The sequence below is a fragment of the Sphaerisporangium fuscum genome, assembly GCF_018531465.1.
In the GTDB taxonomy this organism is placed as follows: domain Bacteria; phylum Actinomycetota; class Actinomycetes; order Streptosporangiales; family Streptosporangiaceae; genus Sphaerisporangium; species Sphaerisporangium fuscum.
The window spans coordinates 23,451-47,675 of record NZ_JAHDTF010000039.1 but is presented as its reverse complement, the minus strand read 5'-3'; the positions used below and the strand labels follow the sequence as shown (position 1 = coordinate 47,675).

Annotated in this window: 16 protein-coding genes; 9 read left to right on the top strand and 7 right to left on the bottom strand. The window is 71.8% G+C overall.

All coding sequences use genetic code 11. The annotated features are described in order from the left end of the window. Positions 1–54: 54 nt before the first annotated feature. Complete coding sequence (locus tag KIK05_RS39220) at positions 55–342, bottom strand: Fe-S cluster assembly protein HesB (RefSeq protein WP_214415951.1); 288 nt, start codon at positions 340–342, stop codon at positions 55–57. Between the two features lie 258 nt (positions 343–600). On the opposite strand from KIK05_RS39220, the gene KIK05_RS39215 reads away from it, so the two are divergent. Then, positions 601–1,548, top strand: a complete 948-nt coding sequence (locus KIK05_RS39215; RefSeq protein WP_214415950.1) for an endonuclease/exonuclease/phosphatase family protein — start codon at positions 601–603, stop codon at positions 1,546–1,548. A 245-nt stretch (positions 1,549–1,793) separates the two neighbouring features. After that, a complete protein-coding gene (locus tag KIK05_RS39210) occupies positions 1,794–3,221 on the top strand; it encodes a hypothetical protein (RefSeq protein WP_214415949.1) in 1,428 nt (475 codons plus the stop codon). On the opposite strand, the gene KIK05_RS39205 is transcribed toward KIK05_RS39210, so the two are convergent. Together KIK05_RS39205 and KIK05_RS39200 are read right to left on the bottom strand one after the other, a co-directional pair. Beyond that, positions 3,191–3,856 carry a LuxR C-terminal-related transcriptional regulator gene (locus KIK05_RS39205; RefSeq protein ID WP_214415948.1) on the bottom strand — a complete coding sequence of 222 codons (666 nt, stop codon included), beginning with the start codon at positions 3,854–3,856 and terminating at the stop codon, positions 3,191–3,193. The genes KIK05_RS39210 and KIK05_RS39205 overlap by 31 nt on opposite strands. Further along, the gene (locus KIK05_RS39200) at positions 3,844–5,016 is read right to left on the bottom strand and encodes a sensor histidine kinase (protein WP_214415947.1); all 1,173 of its coding nucleotides are present in this window, start codon (positions 5,014–5,016) and stop codon (positions 3,844–3,846) included. The genes KIK05_RS39205 and KIK05_RS39200 overlap by 13 nt, the downstream gene beginning before the upstream one ends. A gap of 130 nt (positions 5,017–5,146) precedes the next feature. On the opposite strand from KIK05_RS39200, the gene KIK05_RS39195 reads away from it, so the two are divergent. Together KIK05_RS39195 and KIK05_RS39190 are read left to right on the top strand one after the other, a co-directional pair. Next, the gene (locus KIK05_RS39195; protein WP_214415946.1) at positions 5,147–6,070 is read left to right on the top strand and encodes an ABC transporter ATP-binding protein; all 924 of its coding nucleotides are present in this window, start codon (positions 5,147–5,149) and stop codon (positions 6,068–6,070) included. Further along, positions 6,067–8,322, top strand: a complete 2,256-nt coding sequence (locus KIK05_RS39190; protein ID WP_214415945.1) for an alpha/beta fold hydrolase — start codon at positions 6,067–6,069, stop codon at positions 8,320–8,322. The genes KIK05_RS39195 and KIK05_RS39190 overlap by 4 nt, the downstream gene beginning before the upstream one ends. Before the next feature lie 66 nt (positions 8,323–8,388). On the opposite strand, the gene pulA is transcribed toward KIK05_RS39190, so the two are convergent. Next, on the bottom strand, positions 8,389–14,313 hold the full coding sequence (gene pulA / locus KIK05_RS39185; RefSeq protein ID WP_308250305.1) for a pullulanase-type alpha-1,6-glucosidase: 5,925 nt from the start codon (positions 14,311–14,313) through the stop codon (positions 8,389–8,391). Positions 14,314–14,518: 205 nt separating this feature from the next. On the opposite strand from pulA, the gene KIK05_RS39180 reads away from it, so the two are divergent. Next, a complete protein-coding gene (locus KIK05_RS39180; protein ID WP_250564193.1) occupies positions 14,519–15,103 on the top strand; it encodes a hemerythrin domain-containing protein in 585 nt (194 codons plus the stop codon). A gap of 104 nt (positions 15,104–15,207) precedes the next feature. Here the strand turns inward: KIK05_RS39180 and KIK05_RS39175 are convergent, their stop codons facing one another. The 3 genes from KIK05_RS39175 to KIK05_RS39165 form a co-directional block, all read right to left on the bottom strand. Next, positions 15,208–16,602: a DUF2079 domain-containing protein gene (locus KIK05_RS39175; protein WP_214415944.1), complete on the bottom strand. Its 1,395-nt coding sequence runs from the start codon at positions 16,600–16,602 to the stop codon at positions 15,208–15,210. 283 nt (positions 16,603–16,885) lie between these two features. Beyond that, a complete protein-coding gene (locus KIK05_RS39170) occupies positions 16,886–17,191 on the bottom strand; it encodes a hypothetical protein (RefSeq protein ID WP_214415943.1) in 306 nt (101 codons plus the stop codon). A gap of 584 nt (positions 17,192–17,775) precedes the next feature. Next, a complete protein-coding gene (locus KIK05_RS39165; protein ID WP_214415942.1) occupies positions 17,776–18,450 on the bottom strand; it encodes a hypothetical protein in 675 nt (224 codons plus the stop codon). Between the two features lie 17 nt (positions 18,451–18,467). Here KIK05_RS39165 and KIK05_RS39160 point away from each other — a divergent pair, with 17 nt between their 5' ends. The 4 genes from KIK05_RS39160 to KIK05_RS39145 all read left to right on the top strand — a co-directional run bounded on the left by KIK05_RS39160 (position 18,468) and on the right by KIK05_RS39145 (position 24,215). Next, complete coding sequence (locus KIK05_RS39160; RefSeq protein ID WP_214415941.1) at positions 18,468–18,680, top strand: hypothetical protein; 213 nt, start codon at positions 18,468–18,470, stop codon at positions 18,678–18,680. Between the two features lie 155 nt (positions 18,681–18,835). After that, the gene (locus KIK05_RS39155; protein WP_214415940.1) at positions 18,836–20,554 is read left to right on the top strand and encodes a hypothetical protein; all 1,719 of its coding nucleotides are present in this window, start codon (positions 18,836–18,838) and stop codon (positions 20,552–20,554) included. 495 nt (positions 20,555–21,049) lie between these two features. Beyond that, positions 21,050–21,949, top strand: coding sequence for a hypothetical protein (locus KIK05_RS39150; protein ID WP_250564192.1), 900 nt, complete (start codon positions 21,050–21,052; stop codon positions 21,947–21,949). A 193-nt stretch (positions 21,950–22,142) separates the two neighbouring features. Continuing rightward, the gene (locus KIK05_RS39145) at positions 22,143–24,215 is read left to right on the top strand and encodes an ATP-binding protein (protein ID WP_214415939.1); all 2,073 of its coding nucleotides are present in this window, start codon (positions 22,143–22,145) and stop codon (positions 24,213–24,215) included. Positions 24,216–24,225: the final 10 nt, after the last annotated feature.

Here is a 24,225-nt window from a genome sequence, read left to right as displayed (position 1 = left end):
GGGTCACGTGGGGTGAGGAGTACGGCCCGTGGCCGTCCCGGTGCCGGGCGCGGGTCAGTGCCGCTGGTCTTCGACGTGGAACGAGATCCCTCCCTGGGCGTCGATGTCGGCGTCGAGGGACTTGTCGTCGAGCACGGTCGCCGCCACGGGGTCCAGGAACACCTTCGCTCCCTCGCTCTCGACGACCTGGTCGGTGCTTTCGGGCCCGTCCGCGACGGAGAGCATCAGGGAGCTCGCGTCCTCGCCCTGCGACGAGATCCGGATGCCCTTGTCGGCCGATTCGCCCGACCGGGTTTTGAGGTCTCGGATCACCTTGGCGGCGGTGTCTGTCAGCGTGAGCATTGCGTCTCCTCGCCAGGGGTTGATTGTCCCAACAGTTCGGCCGTTGCCAGCTCTGAGGAGATATAAACCGATTTGTCCGGACTTGACGAGTCGAATCTGACTAATGACCCGTTGACCCGCTGTGCCGGACCTCGCCACGCCTGGCGGACGGTGACCCGCCACTTCTCCTCCGGCAGGGGAAATCGTGGCCAAGAGCCTCGGGGGCCGTCATAGTGGAGCGGCGGGGGCGATGGGGAGAACCTGACTAGGGGAGCGGTCATGGTCGTTGTGGGCACCTGGAACCTGGAGAACCTCTACCGTCCCGGCGGCGAGTACGGCCCGCGCGACGCGGCGGCGTACCAGGCCAAGATCAAGGCGATGGCCGGCACGATCGCCGGAATCGCCCCGGACGTCCTCGGCGTCCAGGAGGTCGGCCAGCCGGAGGCCCTGGCGGACCTGGTCGGCGCGCTCGACGGTGAATGGCACTCGGCCCTGTCGGCCTACCCGGACGCCCGCGGCATCCGCACCGGCGTGATCAGCAGGCTCCCGATCACCACGCTGGAGGACGTCACGACGTTCGCCGCCCCGCTGGCCGCCGTGCAGTGCGCGGACGACGGCCCGGCCACCGACCAGACCAGCCGCGGCATGCTCGCCGTCCGGGTCGAGCCGGCCCCCGGCGTCACGCTGGACGTGGCCGTCTGCCACCTGAAGTCGAAGCTGCTGAGCTTCCCCGGAGGCAGGTTCCAGGCGCGTGACGAGGGCGAGCGGGCGCGGTACGGCGCGTACGCGCTGTACCGGCGGGCGGCGGAGGCGACCACGCTGCGCGGCCTGGCCGACCGGCTGACCGGCGGGCACGGGCGGGAGCGCGCGGTGGTGGTGCTCGGCGACTTCAACGACGAACCCCTGGCCGCCACGACCCAGATCGTCCTCGGCCCGCCCGGGTCCGAGCTGGGCACCTCCGGGGCGCTCCGGCCGGACCGGGGCGACGGCTGGCGGCTGTGGAATCTCAACTCGCTCATGCCCGCCGGGGAGGACTACTCGCGCGTCCAGCACGGCCGGGGCGAGCTCATCGACCACGTCATGGTGAGCCGGGCCCTGATCGAGCGGGTCGAGGACGTCCGGGCGGTGGTCGGCCACGGTCTCCCGTCGATCGGCGACGACCCGGCCGTCCGGCGCGACGCCCCCGACTCCGACCACGCCCCGGTCGTCGCCCGACTGCGTCTTTGAGCTGAAGGCCCTATTCCGAAACGTGCTTGCCGATCAGGTTAAAGATCGCTAGTTTTGTGCGCGTTTGTCGGGGGTCGGGGGGCCTTCCCATTTCGCCGTGAGGTTTCCGCAGGCCGGCGCGCGGATCCGGCGCGCGGGACGGCGTCCCTGTGCCTTCAGGGAATCCGCCCTCCCCGTTAGGGCGCCTGACCGGAAGGGCCTTTTCGCGCATGCGATTATCCGCACGTCCGCTTTCACCGCATCGGTTGTTCCTCGCCGTCCTCGCCCTCGCGGCCGTGTTCCGCGCTCTCACTGTGGCCGGATACTCACCGGCCGTCTGGTTCGAGGACTCCTTCGACTACGTCGGCGTCGCCGAACGGATGCAGCCCTACCCCGTCCGGCCCAGCGGTTACTCTCTCCTGCTCTGGATGCTGCGGCCGCTGCACAGCTTCACCGCCGTCGTGGTCGTCCAGCACCTGATGGGCCTGGCCATGGGGGTCATGGTCTACGTGGTCGTCCGCAGGCGGGCCGGCCGGTCGCACCCCGGCTGGGCGGTCCTGGCGGCCGTCCCCGTCCTCTTCGACGCCTACCAGATCTTCTTCGAGCACGCGGTCCTCAGCGACGTCCCCTTCGCGTTCCTGACGGTCGCCGCGGTGACGGTCGTGCTCTGGTCGCCACGCGTCTCCCCGCGCTCGGCGGCGGCGGCCGGGGCGCTGCTGGCCGCGGCGGCGCTCACCCGCTCGACCGGGCTGGTGGGGCTCCCGCTGCTGGCCGGCCACCTGCTCGTCAACCGCTGCGGCGCGCGGACGCTCGTCGCGGCCGCGGCCGCCGTGGCCATCCCGCTCGGCGGGTACGCCGCCTGGTACGGGTCATGGCACGGCTCCCCGGCCCTCAGCGGGGGGAGCGGGGTGTGGCTCTGGGCGCGGACCATGCCGATCGCCGACTGCGAGAGGATCCGCCCGCCCGCGGACGAGGCCGTCCTCTGCCCGCCGCAGCCCGTCGGCGCCCGTCCGAGCTCCCCGTACTTCATCTGGGCCGACTGGTCGCCCCTCCGGCGGGTCCCCGGCCACCCCGTCGCCGTCCCCGCCGACCTGTTCCACCCGGAGATCGACGGCCGGGCCGGCAGGCTCGCGCGGCGCGTCCTGTTCGCCCAGCCGCTCGACTACCTGCTGCTGGCCGGCCGCGACCTGGGGCGGACGCTCAACTGGAAGAGGGGCCCGAGCCCCCACTCCCCCTCGATCGTCTACAACCGCTACGCCTTCCCCAACACCCACGGCCCGCTGCCGGACGGGGTGCGCGTCCCCGGCGCAGGCGTGCAGGAGGACCTGCGGGCGTACGAGGACGGCCCGGCCGGCACGCGGTTCACCGAGCCGGCGGCGGAGTGGATGCGGGTGTACCAGTCGTTCGTCTTCCTGCCGGGGCCGATCTTCGCCGCCCTGGTGGCCGGCGCGCTCCTGACCCGGGCGGCCCTCACCCTCCGCCGCCGTTCCACCCCCGCGGACCGTCCCGCGCCGCCGGGCTCCCTGCCGCTGACCCTGGGCCTCGCCCTCGCGGTGGCACCGGTCGCCGTCACCACCTACGACAGCAGGTACTGGCTCCCCTGCATCCCTCTGATGTGCCTGGCCCTCGCCCTCTCCGCGGCCGGCCTCGCCGGCCGGGCGCCTCAGCCCCTCCGCGCGGACGGAGAGGACTGAAGGTAGGCGAGCACAGCCATCACCCGCCTGTTGTGGTCGTCGGACGGTGGCAGGCCGAGCTTGGCGAAGATGCCGGCGGTGTGCTTGCCGACGGCCTTCTCACTGACATCGAAGCGGGCGGCGATGGCCAGGTTCGACATGCCCTCCGCCATCAGGGCCAGCACCTGCCGTTCCCGCGGGGTGAGCGCGGCCAGCGGCTCGTCGCGGTCGTGACGGGTGAGGAGCTGTGAGATCACCTCGGCGTCCATGGCCGTGCCGCCCTCCGCCACCCGGCGGACCGCCTCGACGAACTGGTCGACGTCCCCGATCCGGTCCTTCAGCAGGTAACCCACCCCGCCGGACCGGTCGGAGAGCAGCTCGCGGGCGTAGAGCTGCTCGACGTACTGCGAAAGGATCAGCACCGGCAGCCCCGGGAGGCGGCGCCGGGCCTCCAGGGCGACGCGCAGCCCCTCGTCGCTGTGGCCCGGCGGCAACCTCACGTCGACCACCGCCACGTCGGGACGGTGACGCACCAGGGCCGAAAGGAGCATGGGGCCGTTGCCGACGGCCTCGGCCACCTCGAACCCGTGCGCCGACAGCAGGCGGACGAGGCCGTCCCGCAGGAGGGCGAGGTCTTCGGCGATCACGACGCGCACGGTATCTCCATCGTCAGTTCGGTCGGGCCCCCGGCCGGGCTGCTCACCGTGAGCGAGCCGTCGAAGGCGGAGAGGCGGTCGCGGATGCCGCGGAGACCGCTGCCCCCGGCCGGGTGGGCCCCGCCGCGCCCGTCGTCCCCCACGGTCAGACGCAGGACGCCGCCGCGCCGACGCAGCCGCACCCACGCGCGGCGGGCGTCGCTGTGCTTGGTCACGTTGGTCAGCGCCTCGGCGGCGGCGAAGTACATCGCGGACTCGACCGGCGCCTCGGGCCGGTGGGGGAGGTCGACGACGACGTCCACCGGTACCGGGCACAGCAGCGCGGCGGCCTCGATCGCCCCGGCCAGGCCACGGTCGGCGAGCACGGGCGGGTGGATGCCGCGGACCAGGTCCCGCAGGTCCGTGAGCGCCTCCCCGGCCGCCTCCCACGCCTCCTCCACCAGTTCCCGGACCTGTTCGGGGTCGCGGGCGCCACGCGCCATGCCGAGGCTCATCCGCACGGCGATGAGCCGGGCCTGCGCGCCGTCGTGCAGGTCCCGTTCGATCCGGCGCAGCTCGGACGCCCGCGCGTCCACGGCCGCGGCCCGCGACGCGGTCAGCTCCTTGATCCGCTCGCTCGGCGACACGCCGGGCCGCAGCAACGCCGAGGTGAGCCGCGCCTGCCAGCGCGGCAGGAGGAGCAGCAGCCCCATCGTGGCCAGCCCGATGGTCACCAGCGACAGGCTGTAGGCCCACGTCACGAGCATGCCGGGCGGCTGGGGACGCCAGATGGGGCCGAAGGCCGACAGCATCAGCCAGACCGTGGCCGCCGCGCCCAGCCCCGTGACACCGTGCGCGAGCAGCCAGGTCAGCTCCCGCCAGGTGGCGCGGTCCATGAGCCGGCCGGTCAGCGGAGGGCGGGCCCGCCCGTCCTCGACGGGCCTCACGCCGTCCCCGCCGAGTGCCTTCGACGCCCACGCCCGATGGAAGCCGGCCAGGGAACGGGCGAGCGCGAGCACGCGGGGGAGCACGACGAGTCCCAGCCCGGCGACCGGGACCAGCGCGGCCCCCGCGACCACCAGGGCGAGCAGCAGGAGCGCGGCCACGCCCGTCACGGCGTTGAACAGCAGCGCGCCCGCCGCGGCGAGCACGCGCCGGAGGAGGCGGCGTATACCGGTCATGGCAGCAGTCTGCCCCGAACGCGCCCCGGGGGCGGTAGGGCTGGACCTACCGCGCGGGTGGTGAAATCCGACCGGTAACGGTGAGCCGTGCCCATCGAGACCTCCCGGTCCCGGCGGGAGGCTCGGAACCGTGATCCACGTGAGCAACCTGACCATGAGATACGGCCGCACCCTCGCCGTCGACGACCTGACCTTCGAGGTCGGGCCGGGGCTGGTGACGGGCTTCCTCGGCCCGAACGGCGCGGGCAAGTCGACCACCATGCGGGCGATCCTCGGCCTGGAGGCGCCCACCTCAGGCCGCGCCCTCGTCGCCGGCCGTCCGTACACGTCCCTGCGGCGGCCGCTGCACACGATGGGCGCCCTGCTCGATGCGGGCGCGGTGCACGCGGGGCGCACCGCCGCCGCCCACCTCGCCTGCCTGGCCCGCGCCAACGGCATCGGGGGCCGGAGGGTCACCGCCGTACTGGAGCAGGTCGGGCTGGCGGAGGTCCGGAACAAGCGGATCGCCGGGTTCTCCCTAGGGATGAGACAGCGGCTCGGCATCGCCGCCGCCCTGCTCGGCGATCCCGGCGTGCTGATGTTCGACGAGCCGCTGAACGGGCTGGACCCGGAGGGCATCCGGTGGATCCGGGACCTGCTGCGGTCGCTCGCCGCCGAGGGGCGCACGGTCCTGCTGTCCAGCCACCTGATGAACGAGATGGCCCTCACCGCCGACCATGTCGTGGTCATCGGCCGGGGACGCCTGGTCGCCGACACCACCATGGAGGCACTGGCCGCCCGTTTCCGGCGTGACGTCCTCGTACGGGCCGGGGATACCGCCCGGCTCACCGGCCTCCTCCGGGCCCGCGGAGCGGCGGTGACCGTCCAGGACGACGGCGCCCTGGCGGTCCGCGGCCTCGGCGCCGCCGAGATCGGGCTCCTGGCCCTCGGGGACGGGATCGCCTTGAGCGAGCTGACGCCGCGAAGCGCGTCCCTGGAGCAGGCGTTCATGGAACTCACCGAGGAGAGCGTGGAGTACGGCGCCCGGACGGCCGTGGAAGCGGGGACCCGATGATCGGCGTCATCGCCTCGGAATGGCTGAAACTGCGTTCCCTGCGGTCCAACCTCTACCTGCTCGCGGTCTCCGTGCTCGCCGTGGGGCTCTGCGCGGGGATCGCTTTCATGATCACGCGGGGCTTCGACAGGCAGACCTTCGAGGAACGGCTGGCCTTCCCCTCCAACGGCGACGGCCTGACCAACGGCCTTCCCGTCGCCTACTTCGTCTTCGGCGCCATCGGCGCCCTGGCGATCACCTCCGAGCACTCCACCGGGATGATCCGTACGAGCCTGGTCGCCGTCCCGCGACGACAGCTGCTGCTCTTCGCCAAGATCCCCGGGCTCGGCGCCGTCGCCCTGGTCGCCGGGCAGCTCCTGGCGTTCGCCATGTACGCCGCCGGCCAGGTGGTGCTGGGCGACCGGGCCGGGCAGATCCTGCTCGACGGGCGGACGCTGGGAACGTCGCTCGCCGACCCGGGCGTGGCGGTCGCGGTGGTCGTCGCGGGGCTCACCCTGCCGGTCGTCACCGTGATCGGGCTCGGCGTCGGGTCGGCCGTGCGATCCACTCCAGGGGCCCTGGTCGTCCTCGCCGTGATCCTTATCGTCCATCCCTTCGCCGCCATGACCGTGCCGGGCCCCCTGCGGTACCGCCTCGGCTCCTACGCGATCCAGAACCTCCCCGCGCAGATCGCGGGCACCGGGGGCGGGCTGCTGAGCCCCGCCGCCGCGCTCGCCGTACTGGCCCTGTACGCGGTCGTGGCCCTCACCGCGGGCAGCCTCGGCATCGCGCGCAAGGGACGAAGGCTCGCGGTGGCCTCCGCCGGGGCCGCGGTGGCCGTCCTGCTGGCGGCCGTGCCCGCCACGGCGGACCGGCCCGCCGGTCACGCGTCCCTGGCGTGGTCCCCCTGCCGCGACGGGGACGGCCCGCGCGAGCTGGAATGCGCCTCGGTCGCGGTGCCGCTGGACTGGGCGGCCCCGTCCGGCCGGAAGATCACCCTTCGCGTCGCCCGGCTGCCGTACACCGGCGCCGGACGGCGGATCGGCACGGTGTTCGCGATACCCGGCGGGCCGGGCGGATCGGGCGTCGGCGACCTGAAGCGGCACGCCGGGAGCTTCACCCGGCTGCGTGACAGGTTCGACGTCGTCAGCCTCGACCCGCGCAACACCACCGACCGGGGAGCCGGCCCGCAGGTCCTGTCCCTGTCGTGCCTCGCCTCCGGCCCCTGGCTGTTCCAGCCCCGGGACCGCGGCGAGTACGCCGAGCTGGCGCGGACGAACCGGGCGGCCGCCCAGCGATGCCGCGCGACCGACCCGGAGTTCTTCGACCACATGGACTCGGCGTCCGTCGCCCGTGACATCGAGGAGATCCGCCGCGCGCTCGGTGAGGACTCGCTGAGCTTCCTCGCCACCTCCTACGGAGCCGAACCGGCGATCGCCTACGCGCGGCTGTTCCCCGCGCGGATCCGCGCGACGGTGATCGACGGTTCGGCGGCGCAGCTCGTCGACAGGTCCCTGCGCGACCGGATCAGAGCCGCGACCCTGGAGGGGCAGCTGACCCGGTTCGCCGCCTGGTGCGACTCCACCACCTCCTGCGCCCTGCACGGCCGGGACGTCCGCGCGCTCTGGCGCGGCCTGGTGACCCGCGCCGACACCTCGCCGGTCCCGGTCAGAGGCGAGCCGTCGGTGTCCTACTCCGGCCTGGACCTGAAGGTGGCCGCCGCGCCCAGCTTCATCTCTCCCGGGCAGGAGCCCGCCTACCCGCGCTGGACGCAGCTGGCCGAGGCGATCAAGGACGCGGTGGACGGCGACGCGTCCGGGTTCGCCGGCTACGTCAGGGAGGCGACGGGAAGCCCCAAGGTGCCGGCGTTCGTCGGCATGAACATGACGCACTGCCTGGACGGCGTCGGGTACGCGAGTTACGACGAGTACACGGCCGCGCGGCGCGCCGACGAGCGCCTGTCACCCGACTTCGCCGGGAACCAGCAGTGGCACCCGCTGGCCTGCGCCGGCTGGCCGGCCCCGGTCGCGAACCCGCCCGCCCCGCTGCCGGCCACGGGCCTGCCGCCGTTCCTGGGGGTGGGCAGCCGCACCGACCACGCCGACACCGAGCAGCTCGTCCGGCAGGTGCCGGGCTCGTCGAGCGTCCGCTGGGACGGGTACGGCCACGGGCTCTACCTGAGCGGCGTGCCCTGCGTCACGGCGTACGTGAACCGGTACCTCACCACGCTGCGACTCCCGCCCGCCGGCACCGTCTGCCGTCCCACCGGGTGAGCCCCCGGGGATTCCCGTGCCGGGCCGGGTGCTGCGACACCCGGCCCGGCCTTGTTCTGCCCTGGGTCAGGAGCCGACGAAGACGGCCACCGTCCGGGCGGGGACGGTGAGGGTGCCGGTCTCCGGGGCGAAGGCCGAGGTCCTGACGACCGGGTCGGTGCCGCCGGCCTGCACGGGGTGGAGGGTGACCTCGGCCCCCTTCAGCGCCGGCACCGTCTGCGAGCGCGTCTCCGGCGTCGCGTTGAGGACGACGGTGATCGACGTCCAGCGCGGGTCGAGGCCGGAGGCGTCCAGGTGCATGGTGACGACGCCCGGCGTCTCCGCCGCGCCGCTCACCGGGAACGACAGCCGCTTCTGCACCTCGGCCAGGGAGCCGAGCGAGAAGGCGGGCGAGGAGGAGCGGATCCTCAGCAGGTCGCCGAACCTCGCCCTCGCCTCGCCGATCGCCGCGCAGTCCGGCCTCAGCGCCGGGTCGGCGAGCAGCGGCCTGGCGTACTCCCACTTGGCGCCGTTGTCGGCCTCGGGCGGCAGGCCGGCGCCGAAGCCGTTGCCGGCCGAGCAGTCCCACAGCAGGCGGTTGAACCAGTCGCCGGAGTCGTAGGAGTTGCGGTCGAGCGACTTCGACCGCAGCCGTTCGGTCCCCGCGTTGAGGAACGCGGTGCCCTGCGACAGCAGGACCGAGGCGAGCGAGAGCGTCTGCATCCGCACCCGGTCGGCCATCGGCGTGGCCTGCGGCAGCTTGTAGGCCAGCGCGTCGAACAGCGTCTCGTTGTCGTGGGCGTCGACGTAGTTCACCGCCTCGCCCGGGGCGGCGGCGTACCCGGCGGGCGAGCCGTTGTAGTCGACCTCCGAGCCCTTGACCTCCTTGCCGCTGGAGGCGGTGAACCGGTAGTCGCGCAGGTTGCCGGTCAGCCCCACCTTCACCAGGTCCTGGTAGTGGAGCAGGCGGGCCCGCTGCTGGTCGGCCGTGCCGTTGGCGGGGGAGCCGTTCGGCGCGCCGGCCAGCCCCGAGCCGAAGCCCTGCACGCGGGGGTCGGCGTCGAACGGCCCGCCGCCGCGCACCGCGTCGCGGAGCCGGTCGTTGAACGTGCCCACGCCGGTACCGGCCATGTTCGCCTGGGTGGCCTGGACGAAGCGGGCGTCGTTCGCCACCTCGCCGAAGTTCCAGCCCTCCCCGTACAGGATGATCGACTTGCCGTCGACGCCGTCGCGGGCGGGCGTGAGCTTGTCGAGCGCGGCCCGCACCGCGAGGATGTCCGCCTTGGGGTGGTGACCCATCAGGTCGAAGCGGAACCCGTCGACCTTGTACTCCCTCGCCCAGGTGACCACCGAGTCGACGACGAGCTTGTCCATCATGGCGTGCTCCGGCGCGGTGTTGGCGCAGCACGTCGAGGTGGCCACCGTGCCGTCGTCGAGCAGCCGGTGGTAGTAGCCGGGCACGATCCGGTCGAGCACCGACCCGGGGTCCTGCCCCGCCGCGTAGGTGTGGTTGTAGACGACGTCCATGACCACCCGCAGGCCCGCGCGGTTCAGCCCGGCCACCATCGAGCGGAACTCCACGATCCGCCGCGTGCCGTCCGGTTCGGTGGAGTACGACCCCTCCGGCACGGTGTAGTGCACGGGGTCGTAGCCCCAGTTGAAGGAGTCATCGGCGGCCGTCCTGGCGACGCACTCCTGCTGCCGCTCGGAGTCGGCGGGCATCGACGCCAGGTCGCACTGCGGTTCGGCGCGGCCGGCCCGCCGCTCCGGCACGCTGCCGAAGTCGAACGCCGGCAGCAGGTGCACGTGCGTCAGCCCGTCGGCGGCGAGCGACCGCAGCTCCTTCATCCCGGCGGAGTCACGGCCGAACGCCGCGTACGTCCCGCGCTCGGCCGCCGGGACGGTGGTGTCGGAGGCGGAGAAGTCGCGTACGTGCAGCTCGTAGATCGAGGCCCGCTCCTGGGGCACGGCCTTCGGCTTGCGCAGCGCGGCCCAGCCGCCGGGGCGCAGGGCGTGGTCCGAAAGGTCCACGATCTGGCTGCGGACGGAGTCGGCGGCCAGCGACAGGCTGTAGGGGTCGGTGACCTCGTTCGTCACGACCGTGCCGGCCGCCGGGGCGTAGACCGTGACCAGGAAGGTGTAGTACCGGCCCTTCCAGGTGGGCAGGCCCCGCACCGACCAGACGCCCGTCGCGTCGTCGCGCCGCATCTCGTGCACGCCGCGCCGCCCGCCGGACGGGGTGTCGTACAGGGCCAGTTCCACCTTCTGCGCGGTGGGCGCCCACACCGACAGCGTGGGCGAGGCCGAACCGGCCGTCAGCTCCGACGCCGCCGAGGACGACGGCCACACCGGACCGAGCCGGGCGCCCGCCGCCTTGGCGTACAGGTCGTCCAGCACGCCCGGGATCTGCACGCCGGTCGCGGTCAGCAGCCTCCCCGAGGCGTCCCGCTCGACGGCGACGACCTGGCCGCGCAGGGCCGTCGTGACGAGGTCGGCGTCGCGCGGGTCGACCTTCAGCGCGGCGTACGACGCCAGGTGCGGCCATTTCGCCTTCTGCGCCTCGGTGAGCCCGTCGCCGGGAGTGAGGCGGATGAGACGGATGTCGCCGGTCAGGTCCCCCTTGTCGTAGGCGATGTCGCCCTTGAGGGAGAACGCCAGCGCGTAGTGCAGGGACGGCGAGGGGTCGACCTTCCAGGCCAGGGTGTCCCGGTCGATCCACTGGGCCCTCGCCTTGGACAGGTCGGCGTCCGCGCCGCGCGCCGGAGGCTGCGGCAGCAGGTACCCGTCGGTCGCCGCGAGCTTCCAGGCCTCGTGGCCGGTCGTGGTCAGGTCGAGCGACTGGTCGTCCGGCTGGTCCTTGTCGTCGCCCTTGTGGATGATGTAGCTCAGGCTCGTCGCCCCCTCGGCCAGCGGCACCCGGTAGTACGCCCCGAAGCCGTCGACGCCCGCCGCCTTCAGGGGAGTGCCCCACTCGGTCGGTCCGGCCGCCCCGGTCCACACGTGCAGCCCCCAGCCGTCGTAGTTCCCGTCCGCGCGCCGGTAATGCAGGATCGCGACGTTCTCCGCGGCGGCGCGGCTCGGATGCACCCTCGTCTCACCCGAGTTCACGTACGCCTCGGGCTGCGACGCCGGCGTGAACGACTGGTCGGGGCCGGGGTCCTTGGTGTCGCCCCGGTGAACGATGTAGTTGAGCGGCACGGAGGGGTCCTTGAGCGGGACCTTCCAGAACGCGCCGTAGGAGTCGACGCCGTCCGGCGGGCGGGGGCCGGCCCAGTCGGTGCCCGCGCCGTCGGCCAGGCCGTCGCCCCACAGGTGCAGGCCCCAGCCGTCGTAGGCCCTGTCCGGCCTGCCGTAGTGCACGGTCGCGTAGCCCTGGGCCGCCGCGCGGGAGGCGTACGTCTCGGCCCTGCCCTCGGTCAGCCACACCTCGCCGTTCTTGGCGGGGTTGACGGTGCGGTCGCCGCCGTCCTTCTCGTCGCCCTTGTGGGCGATCAGGCCGACGCTGGTGGCGCCGGGCCTGAGCTTGATCCAGGCGAACCTGCCGAAGGCGTCCTCGCCGGTCAGCGGGAGCGGGCCGCCCCACTCGGTGGGCTGCTCGACGTCCCCCCAGACGTGCAGGCCCCAGCCCTCGTAGTCCGCCCGCCGGTAGTGCACGACCAGCCGGTCGCGGGTGACGGCGCCCGGTTCGCCGGGGGTGGGCACGGCGCCGGCCGTCGCCGTCTCGCTCGCCGAGGCGTACCGGCCCGCCGAGTCCTTCACCACCGCCCGGTAGGTGATCTTCGTGCCCGCCGCGATGCCGGTGAGGTCATGGAACACCCGGAACATCCGGTTTCCGCCGGTGACGGTGGGGGCGTCGTCGGTGCCGATCACCTTCCAGCCGCCGTCACCGACCTTGACGGCGAACGTCACCTGGTCGAAGCCCGTGCCCGGCACGGTCGCCGTCACCGGGATCCGCCCGTCCTCGGCGGTTCCCCGCACCTCGGCGCCGGGCAGCGTGATCGAGACGGCGGGCGTGGCGGCGGGTGCCGCGAGCCGGGCCGCGGCGCGGTAGACCACCGCCGACAGCGGCGGGACGGTCACCTTCAGCGTGCGGTCGGCGGCCGTGGTGACCGCGTCGGCGGCCTCGCCGTACACGCGGGCGAACGGCATCCCGGCGCTGTACGTCGGGACGGCCGCCGTCACCGCGCTCTTCCCGTCGTTCAGGGCGACGACGTACTCCACCTGCTCCTTGGCGCCGATGCGGCTGAAGGCGTACAGGCCGCCCTCGGCCAGGCGCTCCACCTGCGCGCCGTCCGCCAGCGCCGGGTGGGCGTCCCGGAGCTTCGCCAGCCCCGCGATCCCCTGGTAGAGCGGGTGGGAGGGCACGAAGTTGTCCTGCGCGTGGGTCGCGGTGGTGCCGATCAGGACGTCGGACAGGTAGCTCGCCGTCCGGGAGGCGAACATCGTCTGCCGGGCGTCCTTGTCGCCGCCCTTGCCGGTGAACCCCTGCTCGTCGCCGTAGTACACCACCGGCTGGCCCCGCGTGAGGTACATCAGCTCGTGGGCGAGCAGGTCCCTCTTCAGCAGCTCGTCGTCGGACGCGCCCCGGGCGTCCTGGGTGACGAACCGTCCGATGCGGCCCATGTCGTGGTTGCCGAGGAACGTCGGCAGCTCCGACGCGCCGCCGTCAGCCCGGGTGTGGTAGTCGTCCCCCGCGTACAGCTGGGACAGCCGCCCGGCCCCGGCCGTGCCGCCGGCGAACGAGCGCGCCGCGTCCTGGAACGGGAAGTCCAGCGTGGCGTCCATGCCGCCCCGAGTGGAGTATCGGCTGGTCACGGCAGGGTCGCCGGAGTACACCTCGCCGAACATGAAGAACCGGTCGTTGCCGAGCCGCGCCGCGTACCCGTGCAGGGCCGGGGTGAACTTCTGCCAGAACTCCATGTTGACGTGTTTGGCGGTGTCGATCCGGAAGCCGTCGATGCCGGTCTCCCGCACCCACGTGCGGTAGATGTCCGTCATGCCCTTGACGACCTCGGGCCGCTCGGTCCACAGGTCGTCCAGACCGGAGAAGTCGCCGTAGGTGTCGGTCTCGCCGCCGCTGAAGGTCGAGTCGCCCCGGTTGTGGTACATCGTCGGGTCGTTCAGCCAGGCCGGAGTCTTGACGCCCTTCGGCGCCACCGGCGTGTACGGGAAGGAGTCGGCGTCGACCTGGGGGAAGGTGTCCTTGCCCGCGTAGTCGTGGTCGTCGAACGGCCTGCCCTGCGTGTCGACGTACGGGTAGGCGCCCTTGGAGCGGTAGGTGGAGGTCTGCTCCTTGTGGTCGACGACGTCGGCGGTGTGGTTGGTGATGATGTCGAAGAAGACCTTCATCCCCCGCCGGTGCGCCTCGCGGACCAGCTGCCTCATCTGCGCGTTCGTGCCGAGGTGCGGGTCGATCGAGGTGAAGTCGGTGATCCAGTAGCCGTGGTAGCCGGCGGAGGCGTTCGCGCCCGTGCCCTGGACCGGCCGGTTCCTGAACGCGGGCGTGAGCCAGATCGCGGTGCTGCCGAGGTTCTTGATGTAGTCGAGCCTGCTCATCAGGCCCGCGAGGTCGCCGCCCTGGTAGAAGCCCTTGTCGGTGGGGTCGAAGCCGGTGGTGAGCCGGTCGCCGGACAGGCCGCCGGTGTCGTTGCGGGTGTCGCCGTCGGCGAACCGGTCGGTCATCACGAAGTAGAACCGCTCCCGTGACAGAGCGCCCCGTGGGGCGTCCCGCGCGAGCTCCTTGTCGGACGGATCGGCCGTACGGCTCAGCGCGGACACCAGCGGTTCCGCCGGTCGCGCGGCCGGGGAGCCGGGTGCGGCCAGGGCGGACGCGGGTGGCGCGGTACGCGAGGTGGCGAGCGGTCCGGCGCCCGCCTCCGGGGCGCCGGCTCGCGCCGTGGCGGGGGACGCGGCGAGCGGCGCGGCGGACAGGACCGCCGCCAGGACGGCGACGGCCGAGCGCCCGCGTACCGGTGACCTTCTCGTGGGCCGTGGGGGGAGCGGCCAGACCACGGGGGCCTCCAGAGGGGATGGTTCACGGGTGTTGCCCGGAAGTTACTCACCGCATCGGATCTATGCAATGCCTTACTGAAATTTCCTGAAAATTGCTAACCGTCTGGGTTCGCCGGGTACGGCCGGGGGATTCGCTTCGTCGAAGGGGATCCGCGCGGGTGGTGGGGGAGCCGTCCGCGCTCCGGGGCGCGCCGAGGAGGACGAGATGGGTGTTGGCCGGACGGCTCCCGAGCTCATGGGCGAGACCGACGTCCTCGACCTGCTGGTCCGGCAGCACCACATGATCGCCGAGCTGTTCGAGGAGACCGAGCGGTCCGTCGGCCTCGCGCGCGAGCGCGCGTTCGAGCGCCTGGTACGGCTGCTCGCGGTGCACGAGAGCGCCGAGGAGGAGATCGTCCACCCGTACGTCCGGCTGAAGCTCGGCGGCGGCGACGGCGTGGTGGACGGACGCCTCGACGAGGAGCGGCAGGGCAAGCTGCTGCTCGCCCACCTGGAGCAACTGGGGCCCGACCACCCCGACTTCCTGCGCAGCCTGCGGGCCGTGCGCGCCATGATCCTCGCGCACGCCGAGGCCGAGGAGCGTGAGGAGTTCCCCGTGCTCCGCGCCCGCAGCAGCGAGGCCGAACGCCGCGCGCTGGCCGCCGCGGTCAAGGCGGCGGAGGCGACGGGCCCGACACATCCGCATCCGGGGGTCGAGTCGGCGACCATGAACCTGCTCCTCGGCGTCCCCCTCGCCCTCGTCGACCGCACCCGCGACGTCATCCGCAAACTCACCGGCAAACGCCCCTGAGCAGCACCATGTCCACGTGGCCTAACCGGTTGGCCTGATCTCGTCCCGCGGAGTGGTGTGATTTCTCGCTCGCCTCGTTTGGTTCGCGCCGGTAGGTGGCTCGGTCAAGGTCGTGCATGCAGGACGACATATCCGTCTTGGGAAAAGACCTCACGGTATCCGCGTTGTCGCAGCAGTTCGACGTCCGCGGCTTGCTCCTGGATCGAAGCGAATTGCGGCTGCTTGTCCTTGAGGTCCGCCAAAATCCACGGGGCACGTTCGGGACGCGCTGCGGTCTTCGCGGCCCAGGCTACGACCTTTGTCCGAGCCGACATGTTGGGGCCCAGGGCGCTGGCTGCTTCCACCAGGACGTTGTCCGGAATCCGACGGATGGCCTCGCTGGCCGCCGCGAATCGGGAACCGGCCTTGTACCAGCTCAGCGTGAACAGATTGGCGAATGCGAAGTACGGCACAATGCCCAGTGCCGCGACCGCCACGACGGCAGCCCAGGATGAGGTGAACCGCTCCAGTCGCCGGCCTTGCACCGCCCGGCGAAGCCGCACGGCGCCGTCGACGGCGGCACAGAACAGAGCCATCACGATCGCGGCGTTGTAGTGGTAGCGCGTGCCCCACCAGCCGGCAGCGCCGGGATCCGTTGCGAGCATGCGTTCGGCCAGCAGGGCCGCGGGTGCCAGGACGTACGGCGACAGCAGCGGGAGGAAAAGCAGCGGGGCGAAGAGCAGTAAGATGGTCCACAATTTCGTGTCAGGCGCGGAAAGCACGCTCAGGATCTCCTGAGGCCGAGTCGCAATGCGGGTGATCGCCTCACCGGGATTCCTGCCCCACCCGCTGTAGTACCAGTAACGGGCGGGGCTGCCACCGAATGCGGGCATGATCACGCAGCTGGTCAGCCACAGGAATCCCGCCCCCGCAACGATCATCACAGCACCCGTACGGCGCCATTCGCGGATGAAGAGTAGAGCCATCCCGAGACCGACGACAAAAACCGCTAGGTCCTCCTTGACCGTCAGTAGGACGGCTGCCGCCGCCAGCGCATGCCATTGACGCCCTGCCTGCAGTCTTTCGAACAGGACTGCGGTGATCAGCGGCACGAAGGCGTATTCATGGAAATGAAAGTTCACCGCCTCGGCGATGGGCCAGGACAGGATGTAGGCGATGCCCAGCAGATATGCGGTTCCGGTGCCGAGCGCACGTCTGACATGGACCCAGAAGGGCACCACCGCCAGGGAGAAAAGGGCTGCCTGCGCCACGATCAGCGTCTCGGGACCGTCATGCACCCAGTACAGCGGGGCCAGCAACACGAGGATCGGCGAGAAGTGATCTCCCAGCAGAGAGAATGTCGTTCCGAGTGCCTCCCAGTTCCCCTTTGTAAAGGATAGGGGAGCCCCGAAGTTCGCGTATCCTCGCACACCCTGGTCAAAGATGACCAGATCATAGATTCCTGTCCGAAATGTATAGAACTTGATCAATCCGAGCAGTGAATATCCCAGGAAGGCCATGACGGTAATGGCTCCCACAGCGTGGCCGTGCCGCAGCCTCACGGGGGATCGAAGGAGAGACATGAGGCGGATCATGCCATGACTTCTTGGTGTCCGCGGACGTCAATCGAGATGAAACAGGGGTTCTCGGCCCGCCTGCTCCCGACGGCAGGCCAATGCCGGAGGTGCCTGCGGTGGGCCGGCCTGCGACGCGCTCCCAGAAAGAGAAGGATCGTAGCTGGTTTGATTCATCCCATATGGAAAGGTTGGGTGCGCCATGGACAGCGCACCCAACCTAGGGCAATCAGGCCCTGCGCATGGTGTGCGCAGTGGCGCCCTTACCGGACGGACAGTAGGCGCTGAGTCCGGTCCGGTCACCGAAGGCCTTCGCGCCGGCGCTCCAGTACCAGACCCCGTTGGTGCACTTCACGCCGACCTGATACTTCTGCGGGCCGGTGCCGTCGCACCAGCCGGTGGCGTATCCGGTACCGCTACCCTGGTAATGCTGGATGTCGCAGTAGCCGTTCCAGTCAGCGTGAGCCGCAGGGGCGATCAAAAGAGCTCCCGCCACGGCGGCCGAGGCCAGGCCTCCGAACAGAGCTGCGCGCATACGCGTACGCATAGTACCCTTCCTGTTGCATCTACGGATGTTCCGTGGGCGGGGGCGTGCGAGGCTTTCCCGCCCACGGCAATACTTTACTGTCGCTGATCATTTAACAAGTCTTGATATTCTCACTTACGGCTGCTTATCATCACGGACTTGTCAGCGATCTTTACCGTCTGTATCGGGAAGAGTTCATTCCGTCAAATGTGATGTCCGGTAGAGCTCATTGAGCAGAGGTCATTAATCGGCGCTATTGAATGAATTCGCCAGGGATTTAGGCGTGACGTCTGCCCGGCGACGGCTTTGTTGCAAGCACCCGCAACGAGCCCGGTCAGCGACCGCGGCGGTCCGACTCCGGTTGAAATCGGGGTGCCGCTCCGACGTGGCAGGGGTGGCCTTGCGAGGGTGCACCACCGATCGTCAGCGGACGACCCCCGCGCGGGGCCATGTTCGGCTCGTGTTCGTAGCGGACGTCGGTGACCTCACCAGCCGGGCCGTACGCGGCCAGGGCGTATCAGGGGCGAGCCGGATCGTAGTGCGGCACAGGTCGGTCGTCGCGGTCATGGCCATGCTGGTGAGCATGAGGATCTTCACGGGTTGTCTTTTCGGGTACGAGAAGGCGGGCGGGCGTCGGGTGGGATGTGGACGCGGATCTCGCCGCCCAGCTGGGCATCGCACAGCAGTTCCAGGTCGTCGCCGCTCCAGAAGCGGCCCGGGTCGTACCAGTTCGGGTGGCGGTCGGTGGGCAGCAGGCCCATGGCCTGGTAGGTGGCGGCCACGACCTCCGCGCAGTAGGCGGTCTCCAGCGCCGCGTTCCGCGCCGCGCCCCGGACGAACGGCACCCGGCCGCGCATCCAGCGGCCGGCGAGGCGGGCCGTGGACGGGAACGGCGTGCCGTCGAGACGCGCGATGGCGCGCAGCAGGCCGTCCTCCATCTCACGGGTGACCGGACGGTCGAGCTGGCGCAGCCAGGCGCGCTGCCCGTACTTCGTCGCCCAGACGACCACCGCGTCGCGCAGGTCGTGCAGCTGCACGCCCCGCTGGTTGGTGCCCGTCCACATGTCGGGCAGCGAGCGTCCGAGCTCGGCGTGCCACATCAGCGGCGGCAGGTCGTCGATGACGACCGACATGCCGACGTGGTTGACCGGACTGTTCGTCGTCATCTGAATGGCCCGGTCGGGCACCGTGCGGCCGCGGAACAGCCAGATGTCGCCGGTGCGTGTCAGGTCGAGGGCCTCGTCGAGGCTGATGCTTACGCCAGACATTCTCGTACCCTACGGACATGCGGTGGTGGAAGATACTCGGTCTGGCGGCTTTCGCAGGGGTGGCGGCGACGGGAGTGGTGGTCGTCCGCGCGGAACGGCGCCGCCGCGCGTACACGCCCGACGAGATCCGCTCCCGGCTGCGCGAGCGATACGCCGAGGCCGTCGCCGCACCCGTGGTGCCGGCCGAAACCCCACGTCGGCGCCTTCTTCCCTGGAGACGCGCCCGCTGAGGCGACCGCGCGGGACACCCGCGCGGGCTCGGTTCCGGTGAACGGTCGAACGACTTCGGCCGGCGCCCCGTACCTCCCGGTGACGGTCACGTGATGCCGGGCGGCCGCCACGCCGCCCGGCGCCGGATTCGATCAGGAGCCGAGAGGGAGTACGAATGTATCGAGACCAGCGACGACGGGAGCTCAAGCAGGTTCTCGGGGCCCTGGCGGCCTGTGGGGCGATGGTCGGCATGGTGGCCGGCTGTGGCGCCGACCGGCCGCAGGAGAAGCTGCTCGGCGCGTCGTCCTTCGCGGCGGGCGCCGCCGCCCAGGCGTCGTGCCCCAGCGTGGCGGAGCAGCTCACCGACCTGCCGTCGGCGGTGATCAGCGGAGTCGCGCGGAACCTCGGCCAGATCGAGATCCAGGTCGCCGCCGCCGACCGGCGCCTCGAGGCGCGCGCCGGCGCCGACGATCCCGTGGCCGCGCGGAACGCCGTCCTCGGGACCCTCGCGAACCAGCGTTCCGTCCTCATCCAGAACATCGTCCGCATCCTGGAGAACGCCGGGCAGAAGCCCGCGGGGCTGGACGCCCTGGCCGACTGCACGCTGAACGGCGGGGCCGCCGACGCTCAGACGCTCAGCACGCCGCCGCCCGCCGACACCGCGACCGCCGCACCGACCGACACCGCCGCACCGGACGGGACGGGTGCCCCGGACGGCACGGGCGGCAGCGGTGGTACGGATGGCAGCGGTACCGGCGGCAGCGGTACGGACGGCACCGGCACCGGCACCGGCGGTACGGACGGGGGCGGCACCGGCACCGGCGGTACGGACGGGGGCGGCACCGGCACCGGGACCACGGGCGATCCCGGCGGTTCGGTGAACGCCGCCACCGCCGCTCCGAACGCCTTCACCGCGCCGAGCGGCAGCCCCACCCCCCTGCCGACCTCCGCCGACCCCTTGGCCACCCCGGCGACGACCAAGAAGGCGAAGCCGAAGAAGACGCCCCAGGCCGGCGCCACCCCGCAGCCGTCCGGCGCGCCCCGGCAGACGCCCACGGTGAAGAAGGCGGCCAAGCCGACGGGCACCGCGCAGCCCTCCGGCGCCGCGAAGCCGACGAGGACCGCCAAAGCCGACAAGACCGCCACCTCCGGCGGCTCGGTCAGCATCGTGGACACCGCCAAGCCCAAGGCATCCCCGAAGTCCCGGCAGTCGAGCACGCCGGCCGCCTCCGCCGCCCCCGTGGACACCTCGGTCCCGAGCACGGGCCCGTCCGACACCGCGACGGCGGCTCCGGCCGACACCGCGGCTCCGCCCGCCACCGCCGCGCCGACGGTGGCGAGCCTCAGGGCGGCGTGCCCGACGGTGGCAGACGCCGTCCTGGACACCCCGAAGGAGATCCGTCTGGACCTGGCCCGCGACATCGGGCTGCTGGAGCTGCAGATCGCCTCGGTGAACCGGCAGCTGGCCGACGCGACGGGCAAGGACGGCGGCTTCCAGGACCGGCTGCTGGCCGCCCTGCAGAAGAAGCGCGCGGTGGTCGTCGAGCGCATGGCCACGGTGGTCAACCGCGCGACCGGCGCTCCGGTGGACTTCTCGTCCCTGATCGCCTGCACCGTCGACGACGGCCAGGGCACGTTCGCCACCAGCACCGCCGCACCGGCCCCCACGGACGCCACCGCACACGCCTCGACGGACGCCGCCGCCCCGGCCTCCACGGACAGCACCGCACCCGGCTCGACCGACGCCGCCGCCCCGGCCTCCACGGACACCACCGTGCCCGCCTCGACGGACGCCCCCACCACGGCGCCGGCGGACACCGGCGGATCCACCGGCTCGCCCTCCGACACCGCGTCGCAGTCCGCGACGGACACCTCGTCGTCCGGAAGCTACTGACGGGCGAGCCGCCAGACCGCGTGTCATACCAGGCGTTCGGCCTCGCACCGGTTCCCGGCGCTCCCCCTCCTTCCGTCGGCTGTCGTGGTGTGAGTTCGGCGCCGATGCGATGAGTAGTCGTACGGCGAATCCGGCGCCGCCGTACGGCGGATGACCGGTGAACGCGCCTATATGTCATCAAAAGCAGTGAGTTCCGTCGAGTGTGAGGCCGCTTTCCGGCTTCTGGTATCAGTCGAAGAGACGTGTCTCGGTCTGAAACCCTCTATAGGATGCTTTGCCGTTATGGATGGCAAATCGAATGGACTACGCTGCTGGTCAGTGGCCCGCTGGATATGACTGTTATCGACTTTTCATCACCCCGCATATGCCCTGTTGCCGGACCAAACGCCCGGAGATTCGCCAGGTGCGACAGAAAGCGGATGGCATTCTTGCCAGCCCCATCTCGTCGTCGGAAAGTTAGGAGCGCCAGCCGAATCCATGGCTTATGGAGGAGTTATGAGCAGACCCGACATCGGGTATCGAAGACCTCTGAGAACGGTGGCCCGGCGCATGCTGTGCATCGCTCTCGGGATGCCGGTCCTGGCATTCATGGCCGTGCCCGCCGCCATCGCCCTCGCGCTGCCCACTCCCAGGGCCTTCGTGTCGAACCTCGACGTGGAATGCTTCCGGACCGATCCGTACCAGCCTCCGCCCACCACGCTGACGTTGAGGCACCTCAACCCCGTGCTCGGCACCCTGCCCACGGAAACGGTCACCCTCGGCCCGCGCGAGCAACTGTGCGCCTCGGTCGTCAAGAACACCGTCGTCCCGCCGCCCGGTGTCATCGACTTCCTCAGGTTCGTCGACCTTTCCTGTTACCGGATCAGCGGGAACCCGGTGAACAGGGCACTCGTCCTCAGCCACCTCAACCCGCTGTTCCAGGGCCTGCCGAGGCAGCCGATCCTCATGAACGCGCCGCAGCAGCTGTGCGTCCCGGTCGCCAAGAACGGCGTGGTCCCGCCTCCGGAGGTGCTCGCGCTCGTCCGGCACATCGACCTCAAGTGCTACGCGTTCACGCCGGACCCCGCCCTGAACCGCAAGCTGGTCCTCCGGCAGCTCAACCCGGTCCTGGCGACCAGGATCCCGCCGGCGCCCGTTCAGGTGACCTACGCCCGCCAGCTCTGCGTGCCGGTCTTCAAGGCCGGGGACACCATCCCGCCGGGTGTGCTGAACATCGTGCGATGGGTCGACCTGGAGAAGTACGACATCCTCGCTCCCGCCATCGCGCCCGTCACCCTGACCCTGCGGCATCTCGACCCGGTGCTCGGGAACCTTCCGCCGGAGAAGGCGACGCTCACCGGAGCGCGGCAGCTCGGCGTCCCGGTCGCGAAGAACGGCCAGCTCCCGCCGGGCTGACCGCACCCCGCCGTCCCCTGACGACCGGCGGTCGCCCGACGGGCCGCCGGTCGTCCGCTCTTCAAGGGAACCGTGGCGATCTGTCCAGAAACGGGGGTGCTGTCTTACGATTGCGGGACATCTGGAGCCGAGGTGACCTGGGGCGGCGAGGGGTGTGCCTGCTGGGGCACGATTGGGCAACCTGCCTGCGGAGATGACGAGCTTCGTGGGGCGGCGCGGCGAGCTGGCCGAGGTCGCCCGGTTGCTCGGGCGATCCCGCCTGGTCACGCTCACGGGGATGGGCGGCGTGGGGAAGACGCGCCTGGCCGTGCGGGCCGCCCGTCGTCTGGAGTCGCGGTTCCCCGACGGCGTGTGGTTCGTGGAGTTGTCGGCGTTACGGGAGCCGAGGCTGCTGGGGCACGCCCTGTGCTCGGTGCTCATGGTGGACGGGCAGAACGGCCGGGCGCGGCTCGCGGTCCTGGAGGAGTTCCTCGCCGAGCGCCGCGCGCTCGTCGTCCTCGACACCTTCGAGCACCTGGCGGACGGGTGCGCCCCGATGCTGGAGTCCCTGCTGCGCGCCGCGCCGGGCCTGCGCGTGCTGGTGACGAGCAGGCGGGCCCTCGGGGTGCCCGGTGAGGCGTGCCTCCAGGTCGAACCGCTGCCCGTGGAGGGGACGGCCGCCGGTCCGGACGGCCGGGCTCCCGAGGGGGCGGTGGCGCTGTTCGCCGAGCGCGCGGCGTCGTCGGCGCCCGGGTTCGCCCTGTCGCCCGAGGTCGCGGTGCTGTGCCGGCTGCTCGACGGCATCCCGCTGGCGATCGAGCTGGCCGCCGTACGGCTGCGGGCGATGTCGGTCGAACAGATGATCAGCCGCATGGACCGGCGTTTCGACCTGCTGTCCGACGGCGGCCGCAGCCCGGTGCCGCGTCACCGGACCCTGCGCACGGCCATCGGGTGGAGCCACGAGCTGTGCCGGCCGCTCGAACGCCTGCTCTGGGCGCGCCTGTCGGCCTTCCCCGACGACTTCGACCTGGAAGCCGTCCAGGCCGTGTGCGCCGACCAGGACACCGGCACGGGCCTGCACCGCGAGCTGGTGGAGGACGTCCTGATCGCCCTGGTCGAGCAGTCGATCGTGCTGCGCGTCGACACCGGCCGGGCGATCCGGTTCCGGATGCTCGACACCCTCCGCGAGTACGGCGCCGAATGGCTGCGCGAGCTCGGACAGGACGCGGCGCTGCGGCGGCGCCACCGCGACCACTACCTGGGGCTGGCGGCCCGGTTCGACGCCGAGTGGTTCGGCCCCGACCAGGTCGCCTGGCGGGCCCGCATGAGCGCCGAGTCGCCGAACCTCCGCTCCGCGCTGGAGTTCTGCCTGGGCGACCCGGACGAGCATCCCGCCGGCCTCGAACTGGCCGGACGTCTGGCGTACTTCTGGATCGCCTGCGGTTTCGTCGCCGAGGGCCGCCACTACCTGCGGCGCGTGCTCGCCCTCCGCCACCCGCCGGGGCCGGGCCTGACGCGGGCACTGTGGACCTGCGCCTACCTCGCCGACTTCCAGGGCGACCTGGACGAGGCCAACGACCTGGCGACCGAGTGCCTGTCGCAGGCGTTCTCGCAGCGTGACGGCGAGGGGGTCGGGTGGGGGACGGTGTGCTGCGCCAACACCGGCATGCACTGGGGACAGTTCGCCGAGGCCCTGGCGATGTACGAGCGGGCCCGTGAGACGCACGAGGACGGCGGCGACCGCAAGGCCGGCGTGGCGTACGCGCTGGCGTGTCAGGCGTACGCGCTCGCGCGGCTCGGCAGGTACGAGGAGGCCCTGGCGTGCCTGCGACGGCAGCGGGCGCTGTGCGAGTCCTGGGGGGAGATCTGGCTGCGCTCGGCGGGCGACTGGGTGCGCAGCCTGATCGAGCTCGCCCGGGGCGATCTGCTCCGGGCCGACCGGTACGCCCGGACGTCGCTGTGTGCCAAGCACCTGCTGCACGACAGCCTCGGCATGGGGATGGCCCTGGCCGCCCTGGCCCGTACGGCGGCGGGCCTGGGCCGCATGGAGCGTGCGGCACGGCTGCTCGGCGTCGGCGCTCTGGTCGAGCGCAGTTTCGGGCTGCGGCTCGGCCGCCCGGAGCCGGACGGCCTGCGTGAGCAGGCCGAGGGCCTCGCCCGGGCGGCCCTGGGCGAGGCGGCGTTCGAGTCCGCCTTCGCCGCGGGCCGCGCGCTCGACATCGACGCCGCTATGGCGTTCGCGCTCGCCTCCGAGGAGGCCGCCGCGGGGTCGCGTACGGAGGCCTGACCCCGGGTCC